Annotated in this window: 16 protein-coding genes and 2 tRNA genes; 13 read left to right on the plus strand and 5 right to left on the minus strand. The window is 71.6% G+C overall.

Annotated elements, in window-relative coordinates; all coding sequences use genetic code 11:
* Positions 1-198: 198 nt before the first annotated feature.
* Positions 199-1605, minus strand: coding sequence for an amino acid permease (locus PUR61_RS41350; RefSeq protein WP_443034600.1), 1407 nt, complete (start codon positions 1603-1605; stop codon positions 199-201).
* Positions 1606-1882: 277 nt separating this feature from the next.
* On the opposite strand from PUR61_RS41350, the gene PUR61_RS41355 reads away from it, so the two are divergent.
* From PUR61_RS41355 to PUR61_RS41370, 4 genes are all read left to right on the plus strand, one after another.
* Entirely contained in the window at positions 1883-2497 is a 615-nt protein-coding gene (locus tag PUR61_RS41355) for a biotin transporter BioY (RefSeq protein WP_329885114.1), read from the plus strand.
* A 135-nt stretch (positions 2498-2632) separates the two neighbouring features.
* A complete protein-coding gene (locus tag PUR61_RS41360) occupies positions 2633-3124 on the plus strand; it encodes a ribose-5-phosphate isomerase (RefSeq protein WP_329885115.1) in 492 nt (163 codons plus the stop codon).
* 323 nt (positions 3125-3447) lie between these two features.
* A complete protein-coding gene (locus PUR61_RS41365; RefSeq protein WP_329885116.1) occupies positions 3448-4677 on the plus strand; it encodes a PP2C family protein-serine/threonine phosphatase in 1230 nt (409 codons plus the stop codon).
* Positions 4678-5192: 515 nt separating this feature from the next.
* A complete protein-coding gene (locus PUR61_RS41370) occupies positions 5193-5387 on the plus strand; it encodes a hypothetical protein (protein WP_329885117.1) in 195 nt (64 codons plus the stop codon).
* Between the two features lie 105 nt (positions 5388-5492).
* Here the strand turns inward: PUR61_RS41370 and PUR61_RS41375 are convergent, their stop codons facing one another.
* Positions 5493-6302, minus strand: coding sequence for a DUF6348 family protein (locus PUR61_RS41375; protein ID WP_329885118.1), 810 nt, complete (start codon positions 6300-6302; stop codon positions 5493-5495).
* A gap of 218 nt (positions 6303-6520) precedes the next feature.
* Here PUR61_RS41375 and PUR61_RS41380 point away from each other — a divergent pair, with 218 nt between their 5' ends.
* Complete coding sequence (locus PUR61_RS41380; RefSeq protein WP_329885119.1) at positions 6521-7072, plus strand: DUF6197 family protein; 552 nt, start codon at positions 6521-6523, stop codon at positions 7070-7072.
* Between the two features lie 99 nt (positions 7073-7171).
* Here PUR61_RS41380 and PUR61_RS41385 read toward each other — a convergent pair.
* Positions 7172-7242, minus strand: a tRNA-Gly gene (locus PUR61_RS41385).
* 144 nt (positions 7243-7386) lie between these two features.
* Here PUR61_RS41385 and PUR61_RS41390 point away from each other — a divergent pair.
* From PUR61_RS41390 to PUR61_RS41425, 8 genes are all read left to right on the plus strand, one after another.
* Positions 7387-7460 (plus strand) — tRNA-Pro (locus tag PUR61_RS41390).
* 99 nt (positions 7461-7559) lie between these two features.
* Positions 7560-9047 (plus strand): MDR family MFS transporter, encoded by a 1488-nt coding sequence (locus PUR61_RS41395; RefSeq protein WP_329885120.1) that lies wholly within the window; start codon positions 7560-7562, stop codon positions 9045-9047.
* Between the two features lie 258 nt (positions 9048-9305).
* Complete coding sequence (gene tig, locus PUR61_RS41400; protein WP_329885121.1) at positions 9306-10703, plus strand: trigger factor; 1398 nt, start codon at positions 9306-9308, stop codon at positions 10701-10703.
* A 308-nt stretch (positions 10704-11011) separates the two neighbouring features.
* On the plus strand, positions 11012-11629 hold the full coding sequence (locus tag PUR61_RS41405; protein WP_380360698.1) for an ATP-dependent Clp protease proteolytic subunit: 618 nt from the start codon (positions 11012-11014) through the stop codon (positions 11627-11629).
* Positions 11630-11679: 50 nt separating this feature from the next.
* Positions 11680-12342: an ATP-dependent Clp protease proteolytic subunit gene (locus tag PUR61_RS41410; RefSeq protein WP_329885122.1), complete on the plus strand. Its 663-nt coding sequence runs from the start codon at positions 11680-11682 to the stop codon at positions 12340-12342.
* 296 nt (positions 12343-12638) lie between these two features.
* A complete protein-coding gene (clpX, locus tag PUR61_RS41415) occupies positions 12639-13928 on the plus strand; it encodes an ATP-dependent Clp protease ATP-binding subunit ClpX (RefSeq protein ID WP_329885123.1) in 1290 nt (429 codons plus the stop codon).
* 150 nt (positions 13929-14078) lie between these two features.
* Complete coding sequence (locus tag PUR61_RS41420) at positions 14079-16718, plus strand: valine--tRNA ligase (RefSeq protein WP_329885124.1); 2640 nt, start codon at positions 14079-14081, stop codon at positions 16716-16718.
* Positions 16719-16980: 262 nt separating this feature from the next.
* Entirely contained in the window at positions 16981-17502 is a 522-nt protein-coding gene (locus PUR61_RS41425) for a hypothetical protein (protein WP_329885125.1), read from the plus strand.
* A gap of 30 nt (positions 17503-17532) precedes the next feature.
* On the opposite strand, the gene PUR61_RS41430 is transcribed toward PUR61_RS41425, so the two are convergent.
* A complete protein-coding gene (locus PUR61_RS41430; protein WP_329885126.1) occupies positions 17533-19065 on the minus strand; it encodes a chitinase in 1533 nt (510 codons plus the stop codon).
* Between the two features lie 160 nt (positions 19066-19225).
* On the minus strand, positions 19226-20386 hold the full coding sequence (gene wecB, locus PUR61_RS41435) for a non-hydrolyzing UDP-N-acetylglucosamine 2-epimerase (protein ID WP_329885127.1): 1161 nt from the start codon (positions 20384-20386) through the stop codon (positions 19226-19228).
* Positions 20387-20427: the final 41 nt, after the last annotated feature.

A 20427-nucleotide genomic window follows, 5' to 3' on the forward strand; every position in this document is an offset into this window, starting at 1 on the left:
GCCACCACCGTCACGTTCCCCACCACATCCACCCGCGCAAGGAAACGCTCCCTCAACCCCGAAAGATCATCGCGTCCAACGGCCACGGTCCTCGCAACTCCCACCGATCGCGGGTGTTGCGAGGACCGCTAGAACCCAAGCCGCGTTCGCGGCGGTTCCGGGCCCTCTTCGTGTCCTGCGGCCGGGTCGGCCCCGCGGTCAGCCGCGGGCGGCGTCCCGGCGCTGCTTGAGCAGGCCCGCCCCGCTGAGCAGCGCGACCAGCACGCCGGCCGCGTACAACTGCTGGCGGTTGCCCTCGGTGGTGGTCATCAGGGCGAGGATGCCGACCACGGCGGCCATCGCCACCCAGGTCAGGTACGGGAAGCCCCACATCTTCACGGTGAGCAGCTCGGGCGACTCGCGCTCCAGCCGGCGGCGCATCCGCAGCTGCACGAGGCAGATGAAGAGCCAGACCACCAGGATGGCGACGCCGGTGGTGTTCATCAGCCAGGTGAAGACGGTGTCCGGCCAGAACTTGGAGGCCAGTACGGCGCCGAAGCCGAACAGGCAGGAGGCGATCACGGCCAGGCGCGGCACTCCGCCGCTGACCTTGGCCAGCGCCTTCGGGCCCTGACCGCGGGCGACCAGCGAGTAGGCCATCCGGGAGGAGCCGTAGATGTTGGCGTTCATCGCGGAGAGCAGGGCGATCAGCACCACGATCTCCATGATCGTCCCGGCGCCGGGCACGCTCAGGTGTTGCAGCACGGTGACGTAGGGGCCGTTCTCGACGACCGAAGGGTCCTTCCACGAGACCAGGGTCACGACCAGCGCCATCGAGCCGATGTAGAAGATCGCGATCCGCCAGACCGCGGTGCGCACCGCGTTGGCGACGTTCTTCCGGGGGTCCTCGGACTCGGCCGCCGCGATGGTGACGGTCTCCAGACCGCCGTAGGCGAAGACGGAGGCGAGCAGGCCGACGATCAGGCCGTCGATCCCGTTGGGCAGGAAGCCGCCCTGGCCGGTGAGGTTGGCGGTGCCGGGGGCGCCGGGGCCGAGCACGCCGGCGATGCCGAGCCCGCCGAGCACCAGGAAGGCGAGGATCGCGGCGACCTTGACGGCGGCGAACCAGAACTCGAACTCGCCGAAGTTCTTCACCGCGGTGAGGTTGCTGGCGCAGAAGAAGACCATGAACAGGGCGACCCAGACCCAGGCGGAGACACCGGGGATCCAGCCGTTGACGATGCGCCCGGCGGCGGTGGCCTCGGCGGCGACGCCGCAGCAGAGCATCACCCAGTACATCCAGCCGGCGGTGATCCCGGCCCAGGGGCCGATCTCCTTCTCGGCGTGCACCGAGAAGGAGCCGGAGGCCGGGCGGGCGGCCGACATCTCGCCGAGCATCCGCATGATCAGCATGACCAGCAGGCCGGAGAGGACGAAGGCCAGGATGATCGCCGGACCGGCCGCCGCGATTCCCGCGCCGGAGCCGACGAAGAGGCCGGCGCCGATGACCCCGCCGAGCGCGATCATCGAGAGGTGGCGCTGCTTGAGCCCGTGGGAGAGCTGCTGGCCGCCGGCCGGGGGAGCGGGCGTGGTCCCGGGCGCCGGGGGCGCGGAGGTACGGGCCATGGGGAAGGGATCCAGACTGTTCGACATGCGGTGCGAGTTGCCCAATATCCGGCGACAAGGCTGTCCATGCCAAGGATGCCCCGATCCGGACCAGTATGCGGACCGGATCGTGACGCAGACCTTCGCCGTCCGTCACGTTCCGTCGCTCCCGGAGGCCGGACCCGACAAGGCGGGTGGCCGGGGCTTTGTCCGGATCCCTGACGGTGCCGGGCGTGATCGACGCGTAGGTTCACAGGTGTTCACTCACCTGAACGGACGAACCGAGGAGACAAGCCCGATGGCCACCGCCAGCACCCCGACCGCCGGTACCCCGACCCTGAACCGTGCCGTCCTCGCCGATCTGCTGCCCGCCGCGGGCACCCGGCTCGGCACCCAGGCGCGCGACCTGGCCCTGGTGGCCGGCGGCGCCGCGCTCACCGGACTGGCCGCCCAGCTGTCGGTGAACGTCGCAGGCTCCCCCGTGCCGGTCACCGGCCAGACCTTCGCCGCCCTGCTGGTCGGCACCGCGCTCGGGGCCCGGCGCGGCATCGCCTCGCTCGCCCTCTACCTGCTCGCCGGCATGGCGGGCCTGCCGTGGTTCGCGCAGACCGCCTCCGGCTGGTCGATCCCCTCGCTCGGCTACCCGATCGGCTTCGTGCTGGCCGCCGGCCTCGTCGGCGCGCTGGCCCGCCGCGGCGCCGACCGCTCCCCGCTGCGCACCGCGGCGGCGATGGTCCTCGGCAGCCTCGCGATCTACGCCGTCGGCGTCCCGTACCTGGCCTTCGCGCTGGACGTGCCGCTGGGCCGCGCCGCCGAGCTCGGCCTCTACCCCTACCTGGTCGGGGACGCCCTGAAGGCCGCGCTGGCGGCCGGCGCCCTCCCGCTGGCCTGGAAGCTGCTCGGCCGCCGGTAGGGGAACCGGGACGCCGGTCGGCGACCGCGTCGCCGGTGGGGATCCGACCGCCACCGGGAACCGACCTGCCGGTTCCGTCCGGCTCGTCCGGCCCCCTGCGGAGCCCGGGTCCACCCGCATGCCACACTCATGGGCATGCGCGTGTACCTGGGCTCCGACCATGCCGGATACGAACTCAAGAACCACCTCGTGGAGTGGCTGAAGGAGGCCGGCCACGAGCCGGTCGACTGCGGGCCGCACATCTACGACGCCCTTGACGACTACCCGCCGTTCTGCCTGCGCGCCGCCGAGCGCACGGCCTCCGACAAGGAGGCGCTGGGCATCGTGATCGGCGGCTCGGGCAACGGTGAGGCGATCGCCGCCAACAAGGTCAAGGGCGTCCGTGCGGCGCTGGCCTGGAGCGAGCAGACCGCCGCTCTCGGCCGCGAGCACAACAACGCCAACGTGATCTCCATCGGTGGCCGTATGCACACCCAGGAGGAGGCCACCCGGTTCGTCGAGGTCTTCCTCGGCACCCCGTACAGCGGCGACGAGCGGCACACCCGCCGGATCGACATGCTGAGCGTCTACGAGATCACCGGGGAGCTCCCGCCGATCCCGGCCCACCACCCGCAGCAGGAGGGCTGACCCCTCCCGCCCGTCCCCCCGCAACCCTCCCGGCGACCGGCCGCGCCCCGCAGGCGCGGCCGGTCGCCGTACGTTCGGGACCCGCGAGCCCCTGTGTGATCGGCCACAGCACCCGCCCCGGTGCGCAGCGCGCCACAGTGCCCGCGCGCGGGGCGCGTGCGCCGCGCGGGCGGTTCGTACGCCCAACCGGCGCACGCCTCCTGACGCACCGGTCGCCGCCCGCCGCAATCGGCCGAAACCCGCTGACGGGCCCGCGCCACGGCGAATCCGCCCGTGTCCTGGCCGTCGACGCCGACCGCGACCGCTGGATATGGTCGGTCCCCATGGCTGGCAGACCGCCGGGCTCACCGCCCCAGACGACTGCGACGAGGCCCGGCGCCGCCACGGCGTCCGACCCCGTGACGGCCCGGTTGCGCAAGAGGCTCCGCCGGGTCCGCCGAAGGCTGCGCACAGCCGGGGTCGACTACTTCCGCGGCGGCGCCGCCGACTGGCCGGTGCTCTGCGCGCTCGCCCTGCTGGTGCCGCTGCTGATCCTGCTCAACATCTGGTGGCCCGCCTGGGCCCCGCCCACCGCCCTGGTGCTGCCGATCCTGGCCGCCGCCCTGCTGCTGCGCCCCGGCTCCCTGGTGGTGCTCTACGCGCTGGCCGCCCTGGGCCTCTCCGCCGAGTCGGTGATCCACACCGGGCAGCGGGTGGCCAGTGACAACCCCGAGGCCTACACCTACGGGGTCACCCCCGGCGCCGCCCTGGTGGTCGGCGCGGCCGGGGTCGGCGGTCTGCTGCTGGCCCAGTTCCGCAGCCGGGTCGGCGTGCCCTGGTGGGGCGGCTCGACCATGCTCTTCGACCTGCGCGAGCGGCTTCGGGTGCAGAGCCGGGTGCCCCGGCTTCCGGACGGCTGGCACGCCGACATGGCGCTGCGCCCGGCCGGCGGGCAGTCCTTCTCGGGCGACTTCGTGGTCGCCGACCGGACCGGCCCGGGCCGGCGGGTGCTGGAGGTCGTCCTCGCGGACGTCTCCGGCAAGGGCATGGACGCCGGCTCCCGGGCGCTGCTGCTCTCCGGCGCCTTCGGCGGGCTGCTCGGCTCCCTGCCCGCGCACGACTTCCTGCCCGCCGCCAACGGCTACCTGCTCCGGCAGTCCTGGGAGGAGGGCTTCGCCACCGCCGTCCACCTGGTGCTGGACCTGGACACCGGGGAGTACGAGCTGCTCTCGGCCGGACACCTGCCGGGGATGCAGCGGCTGGCCGGCGCCGGCCGCTGGGACCTCAAGGAGGCCGCGGACGGCCCGGCGCTCGGCATCTACGACGGCGCGAAGTTCGAGGGCGTGCGCGGGCGGCTGAACCGCGGCGACGTCCTGATGCTCTGCACCGACGGCATGGTCGAGGCGCCCGGCCGGGACCTCTCCGAGGGCATGGACCGGCTGATGGGCGAGGCGGACCGGCTGGTGCCGGGCAGCGGTCCGGGCACGGGCGGCGGAGCGGCCGCCCGGCTGATCGAGACGGTCGCCCGGGACATCAACGACGACCGTGCGGTGCTGCTGCTCTGGCGCGACTGACGGCCCGTCGCCCGGCCCCGGGCGAGGTCGCGGGCACCGTCGCGCGGAGGCACATGCCAACGGCAGCTGCTGTCAAGCCTGGGAGCTGATCTTCGGCCAATTCCGGTGCCCCGGCGGCAGAGCGGACCAGCGGGTTCCGGTCCGGCCCCCCGGACGTTTCCCGGCCGCTCAGCGGTGCCCCGCCGATGATTCGTCAGAACGTCTCGACTATCGTCTCGGTCGGCGGAAACTCGTCTCGCATCGCAGGATATCGGCGTTCGGCTGACAGTCAGACCTTTACGCAATCGGCACGGTCGACCACACTGAGTCCGGGCGGGACTGTTCAGGATTCGGGGGATGGGGGGCGTCACATGCGGCACGACGGGCACCGTGCGGCCGTACCGGGCTCCTCCTCCGGCCTCGACGTGCCGGGCGATCTGCCGTTCCGCCTCGGGACCGTCGGACAGGCCGGGGTCCGGCTTCGCAGGGGCTGTCAGCCGGTGGCACCCCGATACGAATCGAGGAAGTGAGTCCGGGTGGCACTCTCCGTCTCCGCTCTGGTCCTGTTCGGCATCGTCTGCTTCATCTTCATCCGCAACAAGCAGCTGAAGACTGGGCACTTCATCCTGGCCGCGCTGTTCGGGTTCATGCTCAACCAGAGCACGGCCGCCAAGCCGATCCAGGACTTCCTGGCGCAGGTCGCCAAGTCCATCTCCAACATCGCCAGCTGACCCGGGTCGGCCGACACAGGCCGATCCGACGCGGCCGGTCCGACGCATGCCCCTGGCCGCGTCCGGGCCCGGACGCGAGCCGGTGGGCCGAGGAGCGGCCGTCCGTCAGCGGCCGGCGCGTCTCGCCTGCCGCCATCGGGCGAACAGGCCCTGCGGGCGCGCCGCCGCCACGGCCGCCGGCCGGGCCGCCGCGACCTCGCCGGCACCGGCCGGCGCGGCCGTCGGCACCGCCGTGCCCTGAGCCGTCAGCACCGCGAACAGTCGCGCCCAGCACAGCCGTTCGCCGCGCGGCCAGTCCAGCGCGCGCAGCGCCGCCGATGCCGCCTCGGAGACCTCTCCGTCGACCCGGACCTCGGCGACGTCGTCCCCCGCCTTGCCGCCCAGGAACAGCTTGACCCCGTGCGGCCTCCGTCCGCCCCGCCCGTCCGGCCCGCCCAGCGCGGGCAGCAGGGCGGGCGCCAGCGCCGGCAGGACCCGGTGCTCGGCCAGCCAGCCGGCCAGCCGCTCGTTGCCGAACCCGAACACCGCCGCCGGTCCCTGGACGGCGTGCCAGCCGGGCAGCTCGGGATGGTCGGCGTGGTCGCCGTGCCTGCCGCCGCCCTCCCGCAGCTCGACCAGGGCCGAGGCGGTCGTGGTCGCCCACATCCGCACCGCGCTGTCGAGCTTCTCCTCCTCGGTCTTGCCGAGACCGGCCGTGCAGTCCCAGACCACCGGCGCGTCGGCCCGGCCGAGTTCCAGCACGTAGCCGAGGTCGACATGGCCGGCGCCCTCGCCGCCCGGGTGCTCGCGGACGGCGACCGCGGTCGTCCCCGGGCCGCGCACCACCTCGCCGTCGACGGTGAACTGCTGCCCGAGGCGCCCCATCTCCCGGACCACGGATCGCTGTATGACGGCCAGTCGGTCCTGAGGGCGCACGGGGACTCCTCCACTCTCGGGCTCCGAACGTCGCGAACCTCCGTCGAACTGCTTTCGAACGCCGCCGAGGCTATCGGCCCGGAGGCTCCCCGGGAAACCGCACCGCGGCCGCCGCGGGCCCGGGGCCGAGCCCCCACGAGGCGCGCTCCGGTCGCAGAAATGCCCCCTATGCGCCATTTTGGGTAGCGGAAACCATCGGCCCCGCCGGGAGAACCCGCATGCCCCGCACCGAACTGACGCCGCCTCCTGTCCTGTTCGCCCCGGACCGGCCGACCCCGGGCGGCTCCGGCCTGGTCGCCGAGATCGAGGCGTACCTGGCCACGCTGCCCGCCCCCGCGCGCACACCGGTCCCGTACGTCTGCCCGCTCGGCTCCGCGCTCCGCCCCTGGTACGCGGGGCACCGGGTGCCCCGGTCCACCCTGCTGGACCGGGCGCTCCGCCGCCCGCCCCGCCCCGCGCCGGTGACCGCCGCCGAGCACCTCGGCCTCGCCTCCCGGTACATCGCCGCCCACGGCTGGCTCCAGGGCGCGATGTGGGACGCGGACGGCCGGGTCTGCCTGCTCGGCGCGCAGGCCGCCGTCCTGGCCCACGGCTTCGGCACCCCGGCGACGGTCCGCACCGCCCGGGTCCAGTTGATGGAGGTCCTGCACGCCACCGGTCGTCCGGTGAACTCCCCGGACGAGTACAACGACCGGCCCGCCACCCGGCAGTCCGACATCCACCGGCTGCTCGACCGGGCCGCCGCCCGGGCGGCCCGGCTGGGCCTCTGACCCGCGGTCGGGAGGGGGGTAGGGCCCGTGCGCGGGGCCGCCGGGGTACGCGAACGGCCCCGGAGCGATGCGGGGCATCACTCCGGGGCCGGACTTCTGAGCGGGCGACGAGAATCGAACTCGCGTGACTAGTTTGGAAGACTAGGGCTCTACCATTGAGCTACGCCCGCGCGATCCCCCGGCCGTTGCCGGACGGAAGGTCGGGAACAGCGTACCTGGTTCGGTCGGCTGCGTGCACACCACATTCGTTTCGGGGGCTCGGAATATCTCGCCGAACCGGCAGGGCACGGCGTGTACGCTTCCTCTCGGCACCACGGGGTGTGGCGCAGTTTGGTAGCGCGTCCGCTTTGGGAGCGGAAGGCCGTCGGTTCGAATCCGGTCACCCCGACAGTGCGCAGGGTCTCGTCGTCGACGAGGCCCTGTTGTCGTTTCCGGGTCCCGTCCGGCATCGTGGGTGGTTGATTTTTCATTTATCCAGGAGCTCTCGATGCGCAGCCCGACACGGACGAACCCGGCGCGGATGAATCCCAAGATCGCGGTCGGCGTCGTCTTCGTCGCCGCGCTGTTCATGTCGATCATGGACACCACGATCGTCAACGTGGCCCTGCCCGCGATCGGCCGCGAGTTCGGCACCGATCCGGCCGGAGTCGGCGTGATCAACGTCGGCTACCTGGTCAGCCTGGCCGTCTTCGTCCCGCTCTCCGGCTGGCTCGGCGACCGGTACGGCACCCGCCGGGTCTTCCTCCTCTCGCTGGCCCTGTTCACCGTCGCCTCGCTGCTCTGCGGTGCGGCCGGCTCGATGACCTCGCTCACCCTGTACCGGGTCCTCCAGGGCGCGGCCGGCGGCCTGCTCACCCCGGTCGGGATGACCATGCTCTTCCGGGCCTTCCCCCAGGAGGAGCGGATGCGCGCCACCCGGGTGCTGATGCTGCCGACCGCCGTCGCCCCCGCCGCCGGGCCGGTGCTCGGCGGCTGGCTGGTGGACGGCTGGTCCTGGCACTGGGTCTTCATCGTCAACGTGCCGGTCGGCCTCGCCGCCCTCGTCTTCGGCGTGCTCTTCCTGCCCGACTACCGCGCCGAGCGGGTCGGCCGGTTCGACGCGGCCGGCTTCCTGCTCTCCGCCGTCGGCTTCGGCGCCACGATGTACGCGCTCTCCGAGGGCGCGTCGGAGGGCTGGGGGAGCGCACGGATCCTCGTCTCGGCGCTCGGCGGGCTGTTCGCGCTCGTCGCCCTGGTCGTGGTCGAGCTGCGCCGCCCCGAGCCCATGCTCGACCTGCGGCTCTTCCGGGACCGGATCTTCCGCACCACCAACCTGCTCTCGCTCTTCTCCGGCGCGGCCTTCCTCGGCATGCTCTACCTCTTCCCGCTGCTCATGCAGGACGCGCTCGGCATGGACGCCCTGCACAGCGGTCTGATGGTGTTCCCGGAAGCGCTCGGTGTGATGCTCGCCTCCCAGGTGGCGGGCCGGCTCTACCCGCGGTTCGGCCCGCGCCGACTCCTCGTCGCGGGCGCCGCCGTGGTGTCCGGCTGCCTCGCCCTGATGGCCGCGATCGGGCCGGAGAGCAACCTCTGGGCCGTCCGCGTGCTGCTCTTCGTCACCGGTTTCGCGATGGCGCACGTCTTCATGCCCTCGCAGACCGCCGCGTTCTCCACCGTCGCCCCGGCCGACACCGGCGCCGCCTCCACCCTCTACAACGCCCAGCGGCAGCTGGGATCGGCGCTCGGTGTCGCCGTCCTCGGCACCGTCCTCACCGCCGTCGGACCGTTCGCCGTGAACGCCTCGGGTACGCCCGTGGCGAACCTCGTCGCCTACCGCGCGGCCTTCCTCACCGCCGCCGGGCTGGCCCTGCTGGCAGCCCTGATCGCCTTGCTGGTGCGGGACTCCGACGCTGCGGCGACCATGCGTCCGGCCCCCGACCGGGAGGGTGCGGGTCCCGCCCGGGAACCCGCCCCGGAGCCCGTCGGCAGGGCCTGAGCGGCCCCCGACGGCGTCGCCCTGGCGTCCGCCTTTCGTGGTACCGGTAGGATGGGGCGCTGGCGGTAGTCCCTGCGGCGTCCACCCAGGTCAACCGCATGAGGGCGAGGAGTCACGCTCACCGTCCACCCCCCCCACGGGAGATGCAGCTCCAACCGCCCATCGCCCGTCTCGCCCGATCCGTCCGCTTACCGGCCCCAGGCCGGTGGCCGGGGAGGGCGGAGACAACCTGACCGCAAGCCCATAGGAGACCCAACCGTGAAGAGCGCCGTCGAGACTCTGAACCCGACCCGGGTTCGACTCACCGTCGAGGTGCCCTTCGAGGAGCTCAAGCCCAGCCTCGACGCGGCGTACAAGAAGATCAACCAGCAGGTCTCGGTCCCGGGCTTCCGCAAGGGCAAGATCCCGAACCGTGTCATCGACCAGCGCTTCGGCCGTGGTGCCGTGCTGGAAGAGGCCGTCAACGACGCCCTGCCGCGCTTCTACACGCAGGCCGTCGACGAGGGCAAGATCGAGGTCCTCGGCCAGCCCGACATCACCAACATCGAGGGTGTCGAGAAGATCGCCGACGGCGGTGACCTGAAGTTCACCGCAGAGGTGGACATCCGCCCGGAGATCACCCTTCCGGACTTCTCGACCATCGAGGTCACCGTCGACCCGATCGCGGTCACCGACGAGGACATCGACAAGTCCCTGGAGCAGCTGCGCGAGCGCTTCTCCTCGGTCAAGGACGTCGAGCGCGCCGCGGCCGACGGCGACACCGTGGTCGTCGACCTGGAGGCCAAGGTCGACGGCGAGGTGCCCGATGACGGCACCGCCGCCGGCGTGAGCTACGAGATCGGCTCGGGCCGTCTGATCGACGGCATCGACGAGGCCGTCATCGGCCTGGAGGCCGGTGGCACCGCCACCTTCTCCACCGAGCTCAAGGGTGGCACCCAGGCGGGCAAGACCTCCGAGGTCACCGTCACCGTGACCGCCGTCCAGGAGAAGGAGCTGCCGGAGCTGGACGACGAGTTCGCCCAGCTGGCCAGCGAGTTCGACACCCTGGAGGACCTGCGTGGCGACTCCCGCAAGCGCCTGGAGCGCATGAAGGAGTACGACCAGGCCACCCAGGCCCAGGAGAAGGTGCTGGACGCGCTGCTCGGCCTGGTCGAGATCGAGTTCCCGGAGAAGCTCCTCAAGGACGAGATCGAGACCCGCAAGCACAACCTGGAGCACCACCAGCTGGAGCCGATGGGCCTCGACCTCAAGACCTACCTGGAGACCCAGGGCAAGTCGGAGGAGGAGTACCTCGGTGAGCTGGAGGAGCAGGCGAAGAAGGGCATCAAGACCCAGTTCGTCCTGGACCAGATCGTCGCCGACGAGGAGCTCAACGTCTCCCAGGAGGAGCTGACCGAGCACCTCATCCGCCGTGCCGCCGGTTCGGGCCTGACCCCGGACCAGTTCGCGCAGCAGGTCGTCCAGGGTGGCCAGGTGCCGCTGCTGGTCGGCGAGGTCGCCCGCGGCAAGGCGCTGGCCACGGTGGTCGAGGCCGCCAAGGTCGTCGACACCGAGGGCAACGAGATCAACTTCGACGACGACGAGACCGACGAGTCGGCTCAGACCGTCGAGGCCCCGGCCGCCGAGGCCGAGGCCGAGGAGAAGACCGAGGCCTGACCTCCCCGGTCGCCCTGAGGCGCGACAGCGGGCCCGGACGCCGTACGGCGTCCGGGCCCGCTGTGTTCCCGGCCGCGCCCGCGGCGTTCCGTGCCGTTCCCGGTGCCGCCGGGCCCGTCGGGCGTGAACCCTGCGCTCACAGCGAACAGTTCTGCGTGAGGGATTCAGTGGCCCGGCCTGCGCGTTAGGGTCCATGGACAGCAACAATCACGACGTGATACCCGGAAGCTGTGCGACACCGTGACGGTCGCGGAGCGACCGTCCAAATCGACTGAGCAGGTGGCTAAGTGACGTACCCGCAGATGCAGATGCCCGGCCCGATGGCGCCGCACGCCGCCTCTGGTGACGTGCTGGGCGGCCTCGGCGACCAGGTCTACAACCGGCTGCTCAACGAGCGGATCATCTTCCTCGGCCAGCAGGTCGACGACGACATCGCCAACAAGATCACCGCCCAGCTCCTGCTGCTGGCCGCGGACCCGGACAAGGACATCTTCCTCTACATCAACTCCCCGGGCGGCTCGATCTCGGCCGGCATGGCGATCTACGACACCATGCAGTACATCAAGAACGACGTCGTCACCATCGCGATGGGCATGGCCGCCTCGATGGGCCAGTTCCTGCTGACCGCGGGTGCCAAGGGCAAGCGCTTCTCGCTGCCCAACGCCAACATCCTGATGCACCAGCCCTCCGCCGGCCTCGGCGGTTCGGCCACCGACATCCGCATCCAGGCCGAGCAGCTGCTCCGCACCAAGAAGCGGATGTCCGAGCTGATCGCCTTCCACAGCGGCCAGTCCTTCGAGCAGATCACCTCGGACTCCGACCGTGACCGCTGGTTCACCCCGGAGGAGGCCCTGGAGTACGGGCTGATCGACGCGATCATGCACAGCGCCGCGGACGTCCCCGGCGGCGGCGGCACGGGCGCCTGAGCCTGGCCCACGAGACCACAGCCACAACGCTCCGGAGGACAAGAACCCCCATGAACATCCCCAGCCTCTCCAGTGCCAAGGCGCGCGTCGAGGACATGCGAGCCGAGGGTCGCTACATCGTCCCGCGGTTCGTCGAGCGCACCTCGCAGGGCATCCGCGAGTACGACCCGTACGCCAAGCTGTTCGAGGAGCGCATCATCTTCCTCGGCTCGCAGGTGGACGACGTGTCGGCCAACGACATCATGGCGCAGCTGCTCTGCCTGGAGTCGATGGACCCGGACCGCGAGATCCAGATGTACATCAACTCGCCCGGCGGCTCGTTCACGGCCCTGACGGCCATCTACGACACCATGCAGTACGTCAAGCCGGACATCACCACCGTCTGCATGGGCCAGGCGGCCTCGGCGGCGGCCGTCCTGCTGGCGGCCGGCACCCCCGGCAAGCGCATGGCGCTGCCGAACGCCCGCATCCTGATCCACCAGCCGTACACGGAGACCGGCCGCGGCCAGGTGTCCGACCTGGAGATCCAGGCCCGGGAGATCTTCCGGATGCGCGAGCAGCTGGAGGAGATGCTGTCGAAGCACTCCAACAAGTCGGTGGAGCAGGTCCGCGACGACATCGAGCGCGACAAGATCCTGACCGCCGAGGAGGCCGTCGAGTACGGTCTGATCGACCTGGTCATCTCCACCCGCAAGGCCTCGCTGACCTCCTGAGGCCGGCAAGGGTCCCGCTCACCCGGCACCGGGCGGGCGGGAACGCGAGGACGGAGCTCCTGGGCGGGGCGTGCGGCAGGTCCGCGCGCCCCGCCCCGGCACACCGGCGGCTCCCGCAACGGCATCTGTTCGGTATCAATTCGCCCAGGGCGTAGGGCAGACCCGGCGAAGAGGACGGAATCAGCGGCTCGGCAGAGTACCGTCGGATAGCGAGACCGATTCGCCGTCGGCGTCGACGGTCCACAGCACCAGGCCCCGGAACCCCCGCGGGGCCCCTGGCGAAGGGGAAGCACCTCGTGGCACGCATCGGAGACGGTGGCGACCTGCTCAAGTGCTCGTTCTGCGGCAAGTCGCAGAAGCAGGTGAAGAAGCTGATCGCCGGCCCAGGCGTGTACATCTGCGACGAGTGCATCGACTTGTGCAACGAGATCATCGAGGAGGAGCTCGCCGAGACCTCCGAGGTGCGCTTCGAGGAACTGCCGAAGCCACGCGAGATCTACGAGTTCCTGGACCAGTACGTGGTCGGCCAGGACCTCGCCAAGAAGGCGCTGTCGGTGGCCGTCTACAACCACTACAAGCGGGTCCAGGCGGGTGAGGCCGGCCGCAGCGGCGGCAACGGCCGCGAGGACGCCATCGAGCTGGCCAAGTCCAACATCCTGCTGCTCGGGCCGACCGGCTCCGGCAAGACGCTGCTGGCGCAGACCCTGGCCCGGATGCTGAACGTGCCGTTCGCGATCGCCGACGCCACCGCGCTGACCGAGGCCGGGTACGTCGGCGAGGACGTCGAGAACATCCTGCTGAAGCTGATCCAGGCGGCGGACTACGACGTCAAGAAGGCCGAGACCGGGATCATCTACATCGACGAGATCGACAAGGTCGCCCGAAAGAGCGAGAACCCGTCGATCACCCGTGACGTCTCCGGCGAGGGCGTGCAGCAGGCGCTGCTGAAGATCCTGGAGGGCACCACCGCCTCGGTGCCGCCGCAGGGGGGCCGCAAGCACCCGCACCAGGAGTTCATCCAGATCGACACCACCAACGTGCTGTTCATCGTGGGTGGCGCGTTCGCCGGCCTGGAGCGGATCATCGAGGGCCGGGCGGGTGCCAAGGGCATCGGCTTCGGCGCCACCATCCGCTCCAAGCGCGAGGTGGACTCGAGCGACCACTTCCGTCAGGTGATGCCGGAGGACCTGGTCAAGTTCGGCATGATCCCCGAGTTCATCGGCCGCCTCCCGGTGATCACCAGCGTGCACAACCTGGACCGCGAGGCGCTCCTGCAGATCCTCACCGAGCCGAAGAACGCGCTGGTCAAGCAGTACCGGAAGCTCTTCGAACTGGACGGCGTGGAGCTGGAGTTCTCCCGGGACGCGCTGGAGGCGATCGCCGACCAGGCGATCCTGCGCGGCACCGGCGCGCGCGGTCTGCGGGCCATCATGGAGGAGGTGCTGATGTCCGTGATGTACGAGGTCCCCTCGCGTCAGGACGTCGCCCGCGTGGTGGTGACCGGGGACGTCGTCTCCAAGCACGCCATCCCCACCCTGGTGCCGCGCGACATGATCAAGCGGGAGCGGCGCGACAAGAGCGCCTGACCTGCCGCACGTCGTCGGCCGGGGGCCCCGGAACCGTTCCCGGTTCCGGGGCCCCCGCCGTGCGGTCCGGGCCGCTCCGGGGGCCCGTCCCGGCGCCCCCGGGGGAAAGCGGTTCGTAACCCGGTTCCCGGATTACGTAAACTGTCCGTCGTGACCGACACCACGAACCAGCGCCCCGCGAGTACGCCCGCCGGGGACGAAGCAGCCACCCTCCCGACGACCTACGCTCCGGCGGACGTAGAGGGCGAGCTGTACGAGCGCTGGGTAGAGCGCGGTTACTTCACCGCCGACGCCAAGAGCGACAAGCCCCCGTACACGATCGTCATCCCCCCGCCGAACGTCACCGGTGCGCTGCACCTGGGCCACGCGTTCCAGCACACGCTGATGGACACGCTGACCCGGCGCAAGCGCATGCAGGGTTTCGAGGTCCTCTGGCTGCCCGGCATGGACCACGCCGGCATCGCCACCCAGAACAAGGTGGAGCAGCAGCTCGCCGAGTCCGGCCTCTCCCGGCACGACCTGGGCCGCGAGGCCTTCGTCGAGAAGGTCTGGGAGTGGAAGGAGAACTACGGCGGCCGGATCCTCGGCCAGATGCGCCGTCTCGGTGACGGCGTGGACTGGTCGCGCGAGCGGTTCACCATGGACGAGGGTCTGTCGCAGGCCGTCCAGACCATCTTCAAGCGGCTGTTCGACGACGGCCTGATCTACCGCGCCGAGCGCATCATCAACTGGTGCCCGCGCTGTCTCACCGCGCTCTCCGACATCGAGGTCGAGCACGAGGAGGTCCCCGGCGAGCTGGTCTCGATCCGCTACGGGGACGGCGCGGACTCGATCGTCGTCGCCACCACGCGGGCCGAGACCATGCTGGGTGACACCGCCGTCGCGGTCCACCCGGAGGACGAGCGGTACAGGCACCTGGTGGGCCGCACCATCAAGCTGCCGCTCACCGACCGGGAGATCCCGGTCGTCGCCGACGAGCACGTCGACCCGGAGTTCGGCACCGGTGCGGTCAAGGTGACCCCGGCGCACGACCCGAACGACTTCGCCATCGGCCAGCGCCACGACCTGCCGAACCTGAGCATCATGGACGAGCGCGGCGCGATCACCGTGCACGGTCCCTTCCTCGGTCTGGACCGTCTGGAGGCCCGCTCGGCCGTCGTCGGCGCGCTGCGCGAGCAGGGCCGGATCGTCGCCGAGAAGCGCCCGTACATGCACGCCGTCGGCCACTGCTCGCGCTGCCACACCGTGGTCGAGCCGCGGCTATCGCTGCAGTGGTGGGTCAAGGTCGCCCCGCTGGCCCAGGCCGCCGGCGACGCGGTCCGTGACGGCAAGGTGGAGATCCACCCGAAGGAGCTGGAGCGCCGCTACTTCGACTGGGTCGACAACATGTACGACTGGTGCATCTCGCGCCAGCTCTGGTGGGGCCACCGGATCCCGGTCTGGTACGGCCCGGACGGCGAGGTCGTCTGCGTCGGACCGGACGAGGAGCCGCCGACCGGCGAGGGCTGGCACCAGGACCCGGACGTCCTGGACACCTGGTTCTCCTCCGGTCTCTGGCCGTTCTCGACGCTCGGCTGGCCGGAGCAGACCCCGGACCTGGAGAAGTTCTACTCCACCGACGTCCTGGTCACCGGCCACGACATCATCTTCTTCTGGGTCGCCCGGATGATGATGTTCGGCCTGTACGCGATGGACGGCCAGGCGCCGTTCAAGACGGTCGCCCTGACCGGCCTGGTCCGTGACGAGTTCGGCAAGAAGATGTCGAAGTCCTCCGGCACCGCCGTCGACCCGCTGGACTGGATGGACGCCTACGGCGCCGATGCCGTCCGCTTCACCCTCGCGCGCGGCGCCAACCCGGGCGCCGACGTGCCGATCGGCGAGGACTGGGTCAAGGGCTCGCGGAACTTCTGCAACAAGATCTGGAACGCGACCCGCTTCGCGCTGATGAACGGCGCCACCGTCGAGGGCCCGCTGCCCGCGCCGGAGGAGCTGACCTCGGTCGACCGCTGGATCCTCTCGCGGCTCAACGCGACCGTGGCCGAGGTCGACGCGCTCTACGACGACTACGAGTTCGCGAAGGCCTCGGACGCGCTCTACCACTTCGCCTGGGACGAGGTCTTCGACTGGTACGTCGAGCTCTCGAAGACCACCCTGGCCAAGGGCGGCGCGCAGGCCGACGCCTCGCGCCGGGTGCTCGGCGAGGTCCTGGACGTCACGCTGCGGCTGCTCCACCCGATCGTCCCGTTCGTCACCGAGGCGCTCTGGACGACGCTCACCGGGGCCGAGTCGCTGGTCGTCACCGAGTGGCCGAAGGACGCCGGTTTCCGTGACGCCGGGGCCGAGGCCGAGGTCGCCACGCTCCAGCAGGTGGTCACCGAGGTCCGTCGCTTCCGTTCGGACCAGGGCCTCCAGCCGGCGCAGCGGGTCCCGGCCCGGCTGGACCTGGAGGGCACCGTGCTCGCCGTCCACGAGGACGCGATCCGGGCGCTGCTGCGGCTGACCGTCCCGGAGGAGGGCTTCGCGGCCACCGCCTCGCTCCCGGTCGCCGGCGCCACCGTGGCGCTCGACCTGTCCGGCACCATCGACGTCGCGGCGGAGCGCAAGCGCCTCGCCAAGGACCTCGCGGCCGCCGAGAAGGAGAAGGCCCAGACGGCCGCCAAGCTCGGCAACGAGGCGTTCCTCGCCAAGGCGCCGGACGACGTCGTCGCCAAGATCCGGGTCCGGCAGGAGGCCGCCGGGGCCGACATCGCCCGGATCACCGCCCAGCTCGCGGCGCTGCCGCAGGGCTGATCCGGACGCGGATCCCGAGGAGCCGTGCCCCGCCGACGCGGGGTGCGGCTCCTCCGTTTTTCCGGACGTCGGGTAATCGTGCGTCCCAATAGCCCAATCCCCTTGCTCCCTTCCGGCGAATATTCATCCTGGACCGGGTGAGGTCCCTTTCCGCCCGAATTCATTCCGCTCTTGCCCGCGCGCGTTCGCGGAAGTTGGCAGGTGGGATGTGTACGGTGTGCTTCGAGTTCCGCAGAGCCGAGGAGCGACGGGAGGGTGTGGCGTGGTGGTGACCGAGGAGTTGGTCGACGAACTGCCTGCCGAGGTGGTCGAGGAGGCCAAGGCGAGGGCCGCGGTGCTGCTGCTCGCGTTCCGGCACGGGAACCAGCTCGCGTTCGACCACGCGCTGGACCGGCTGTTCGAGGAGCAGGCCGAGCGCGAGGTGACCACCTTGCTCGCCTGGATCGCCGCCGAGGCCGTCCGCAAGGCCTACGCGCCCGAGGTCGGTGACCGGGTGCTGCGCGCGATGGCCCGGCGGGCGCCGCGGGACACCGGCGCGGTGGAGGTCGACGAGGAGAGCGTGGACGCGGCCCGGCTGATCGAGGCGGTCGCGGCCGGTGAGGTGGCCGAGGTCCGCGGCCTGGTCGCGGCGACCCCGGACACCACGTTCCTGCTCGGCGGCCTGCTCCAGGGCGTCGCGATGATGCTGCCGCTGCTGCCGGAGGGCGAGCTGGCCGAGATCACCGCCGAGCTGCGGCGCCGGCACGGCGGCGCCGAGATCCCGGAGGCCCGGGCCGGGGGCTGAACCCCGGCCCGGGCCTCCGGACGGGGCGGGTTACGGCATCGCGTGCAGGTGCGAGCCGACGGTGGAGGCGATTCCGCCGCCCGCCTTGGCGTCCCAGTTGGTCGACCAGGTCATGGCCCCGCCGATCCCGGGCCACTTGGTGTCGGGCTTGAAGGTGCCGCAGCCGGTGCCGGCGGCCAGGCAGTCCAGCGCGTTGTTGACCACGCTCGGGCTGACGTACCCGCCGCCGGCCGCGCTGGTGGACGCGGGGACGCCGAGCCCCACCTGGTCGGGCCGGAGCCCGCCCTTGAGCTGGATGCAGGCCAGTGCGGTGAGGAAGTTGACGCTCCCCTGCGAGTAGACCTGGCCGTCGCAGCCGAGCATGGCGCCGGAGTTGTAGTACTGCATGTTGACGATGGTGAGGATGTCCTTCACGTTCAGCGCCAGCTTGAAGTACTCCATCCCGGTCGACTGCATGTCGATGGTCTGCGGCGCCATGGTGAGCACGAAGCCCTTGCCCGCCTTCGCCGCCAGGCTGTGCAGGGCCTGGCCCATGTAGGTGGCGCTGACGCCGTTCTCCAGGTCGATGTCGACGCCGTCGAAGCCGTAGGTCTGCATCAGCGACCAGGCGGTGTTGGAGAAGTTGGTCGCGGACGCGGCGCTGTTGACCGAGACCGTGCCCTTCTCGCCGCCGACCGAGAGGATCACCTTCTTGCCGGCCGCCTTCTTGGCCGCGATGTCGGCCTTGAACTGGGCCTCGGTGTAGCCCCCGAGCCTGGAGGAGAGGACCGGGTCCAGGGTGAAGCTGAGCCCGCCGGGCGTGCTGGTGGCGTCGGCGAAGGAGACCGCGATGATGTCGTACGCGGCCGGGACGTCACTGATCCGCTGCACGGTGGCGTTGTTGTCGAAGTTCTGCCAGTAGCCGGTCAGCAGGTGCTTGGGCCCGGGCCGGGTGGGTGTGACGGTGGGCGTCGGAGTCTCGGTCGGTGTCGGCGAGTCGGTCGGCGTCGGGGTCGGGCTCGCCGTGGTGGGGGTGGGAGTGGGCTTGGGGTCGCCCGGGCCGAGCAGTGAGACGTCGTCGGCCAGGAACGCCGGCTGCCCGTACCAGCCGTGCAGGTAGACGGTGACGCTGGTGGTGCCGGCCCCGGTGGTGAAGGTGGTGCTGAGCTTGGACCAGCCGGTGCCGCCGGGGGTCCAGGTGCTCGGGTCGGTGCCGCCGGTGCCGCGGGCGCCCAGGTAGATGTACGAGCCCTGGACCCAGCTGCTCAGGGTGTACGTCGAGGAGGGCTTCACGGTGACGGTCTGGCTGCACTCGCCGGTGGCGCTGTTGCCCGGGGTGGAGCGCAGTGCCGCCGAGCCGGAGTGCACGGTGGCGGTCTCCGTCGCGCCGGAGGAACAGGTCCAGCCACCGAGGTGGTTGGCGTCCTCGAAGCCGCCGTTGGTGATCAGTTCGGCGGCGTCGGCGGCGGCGTGCGCACCGGTGCCGCCGGCGAGGACCAGTCCGCTCAGGCCCACCGCGATCGCGCTGGCGCCGGCGAGCAGGGAATACACGGCGCGTGGGCGCCGGTGTCGGGCAAGTGGCATGACTCCATCTCCTGTGGGGGAGGCCGTCGGCTCCTGTGGGGGAGAGCCGTCCGGGTGTCGATGGTGCGCGTGTGGGAGCTACCGACAACTCAAGTCCCTGTCGGGGAAGGAGACTTGCCTCACAAGGTGGAGTAGACCAATCCGCCTGTCAAGAGGACGGTCAGGCGGCGGCCGCGACCTGCGGCGATGCCAGCCGCGCGGTCAGCCCGGCGATCCGGGCCGAGGCGAGTCCGTCGCCGTAGGGGCTGGGAGTGGCCGCCAGCCGGGCGAGCCGCTCGGGGGTGTCGGCCAGCCAGGCGCGGGCCGCGCCGCCGAGCTCCTCGCCCGGCCGCACCAGCGCGGCGAAGCCGGCGTCGACCGCCTCCGGCCGTTCGGTGGAGCGGCGGACGACCAGCAGCGGGCGGCCGAGCACGGTGCACTCCTCCTGCACCCCGCCGGAATCGGAGACCAGCAGCGCGGCGTGCCGGGCCAGCCCCAGGAAGTCGCCGTAGCCGACCGGTCCGGTGACGGCCAGTCGCTCCAGCAGGGCGTCCAGCCCGAACCGCTCGACGGCGGCGCGGGTGCGCGGGTGCATCGGGAACAGCACCGGGGTCCCGGCCCGGGCGATCCGGTCCAGCTCCCCGAGGACGGCGCCGAGCGCCCCGGCGGTGTCGGTGTTCTCCGGCCGGTGCACGGTGGCCAGCACGTAGCCGTCCTCCTCGACCCCGTGCCTGGCGAGCAGCGCGGCCCGGGTCCCGGCGTCGGGCAGCTGACGGCGGACCACCTCGACGACGGTGTTGCCGGTGAGGGCGATCCGCTCCTCGGCCAGTGACTCGGCGCGCAGGTTGGCGGCGTTGTCGGTGGTGGCGGCGCAGAGCAGGTCGGAGACGTGGTCGACCATCACCCGGTTGTGCTCCTCGGGCATCGCCCGGTCGAAGCTGCGCAGCCCGGCCTCGACGTGGACCAGCGGGATCTCCCGGGCGTTGGCGGCGAGCGCGCCGGCCAGGGTGGCGTTGGTGTCGCCCTGGACGACGACGGCGGCCGGACGGTCCTCGGCGAAGGCGGCGTCGAGCTGGCCGAGGGACTGGGCGATCTGCCCGGCGCGCGGACGGCCGCCGACCCCGGTGAGCAGTTCGGGGCGGGGCAGGCCGAGGTCGCGCAGGAAGCGGCCGGACATCGCCTCGTCCCAGTGCTGGCCGGTGTGGACCAGTCGGGTCGCCGGCCCGAGCTCGTGGATCAGCGGGGCGAGCTTGACCAGCTCGGGGCGGGTGCCGAGGACGACGGCGACGCTGCCGGGGGCGAGCGGGCGGGCGGCGGGATTCGGCGGGAGGCACGAGGACATGACGGGAACTCCGGGGTCGGGCCGGGCGGGCGGTCGGGCCG

It is taken from the genome of Streptomyces sp. BE20, from assembly GCF_036322525.1.
Lineage (GTDB): Bacteria > Actinomycetota > Actinomycetes > Streptomycetales > Streptomycetaceae > Kitasatospora.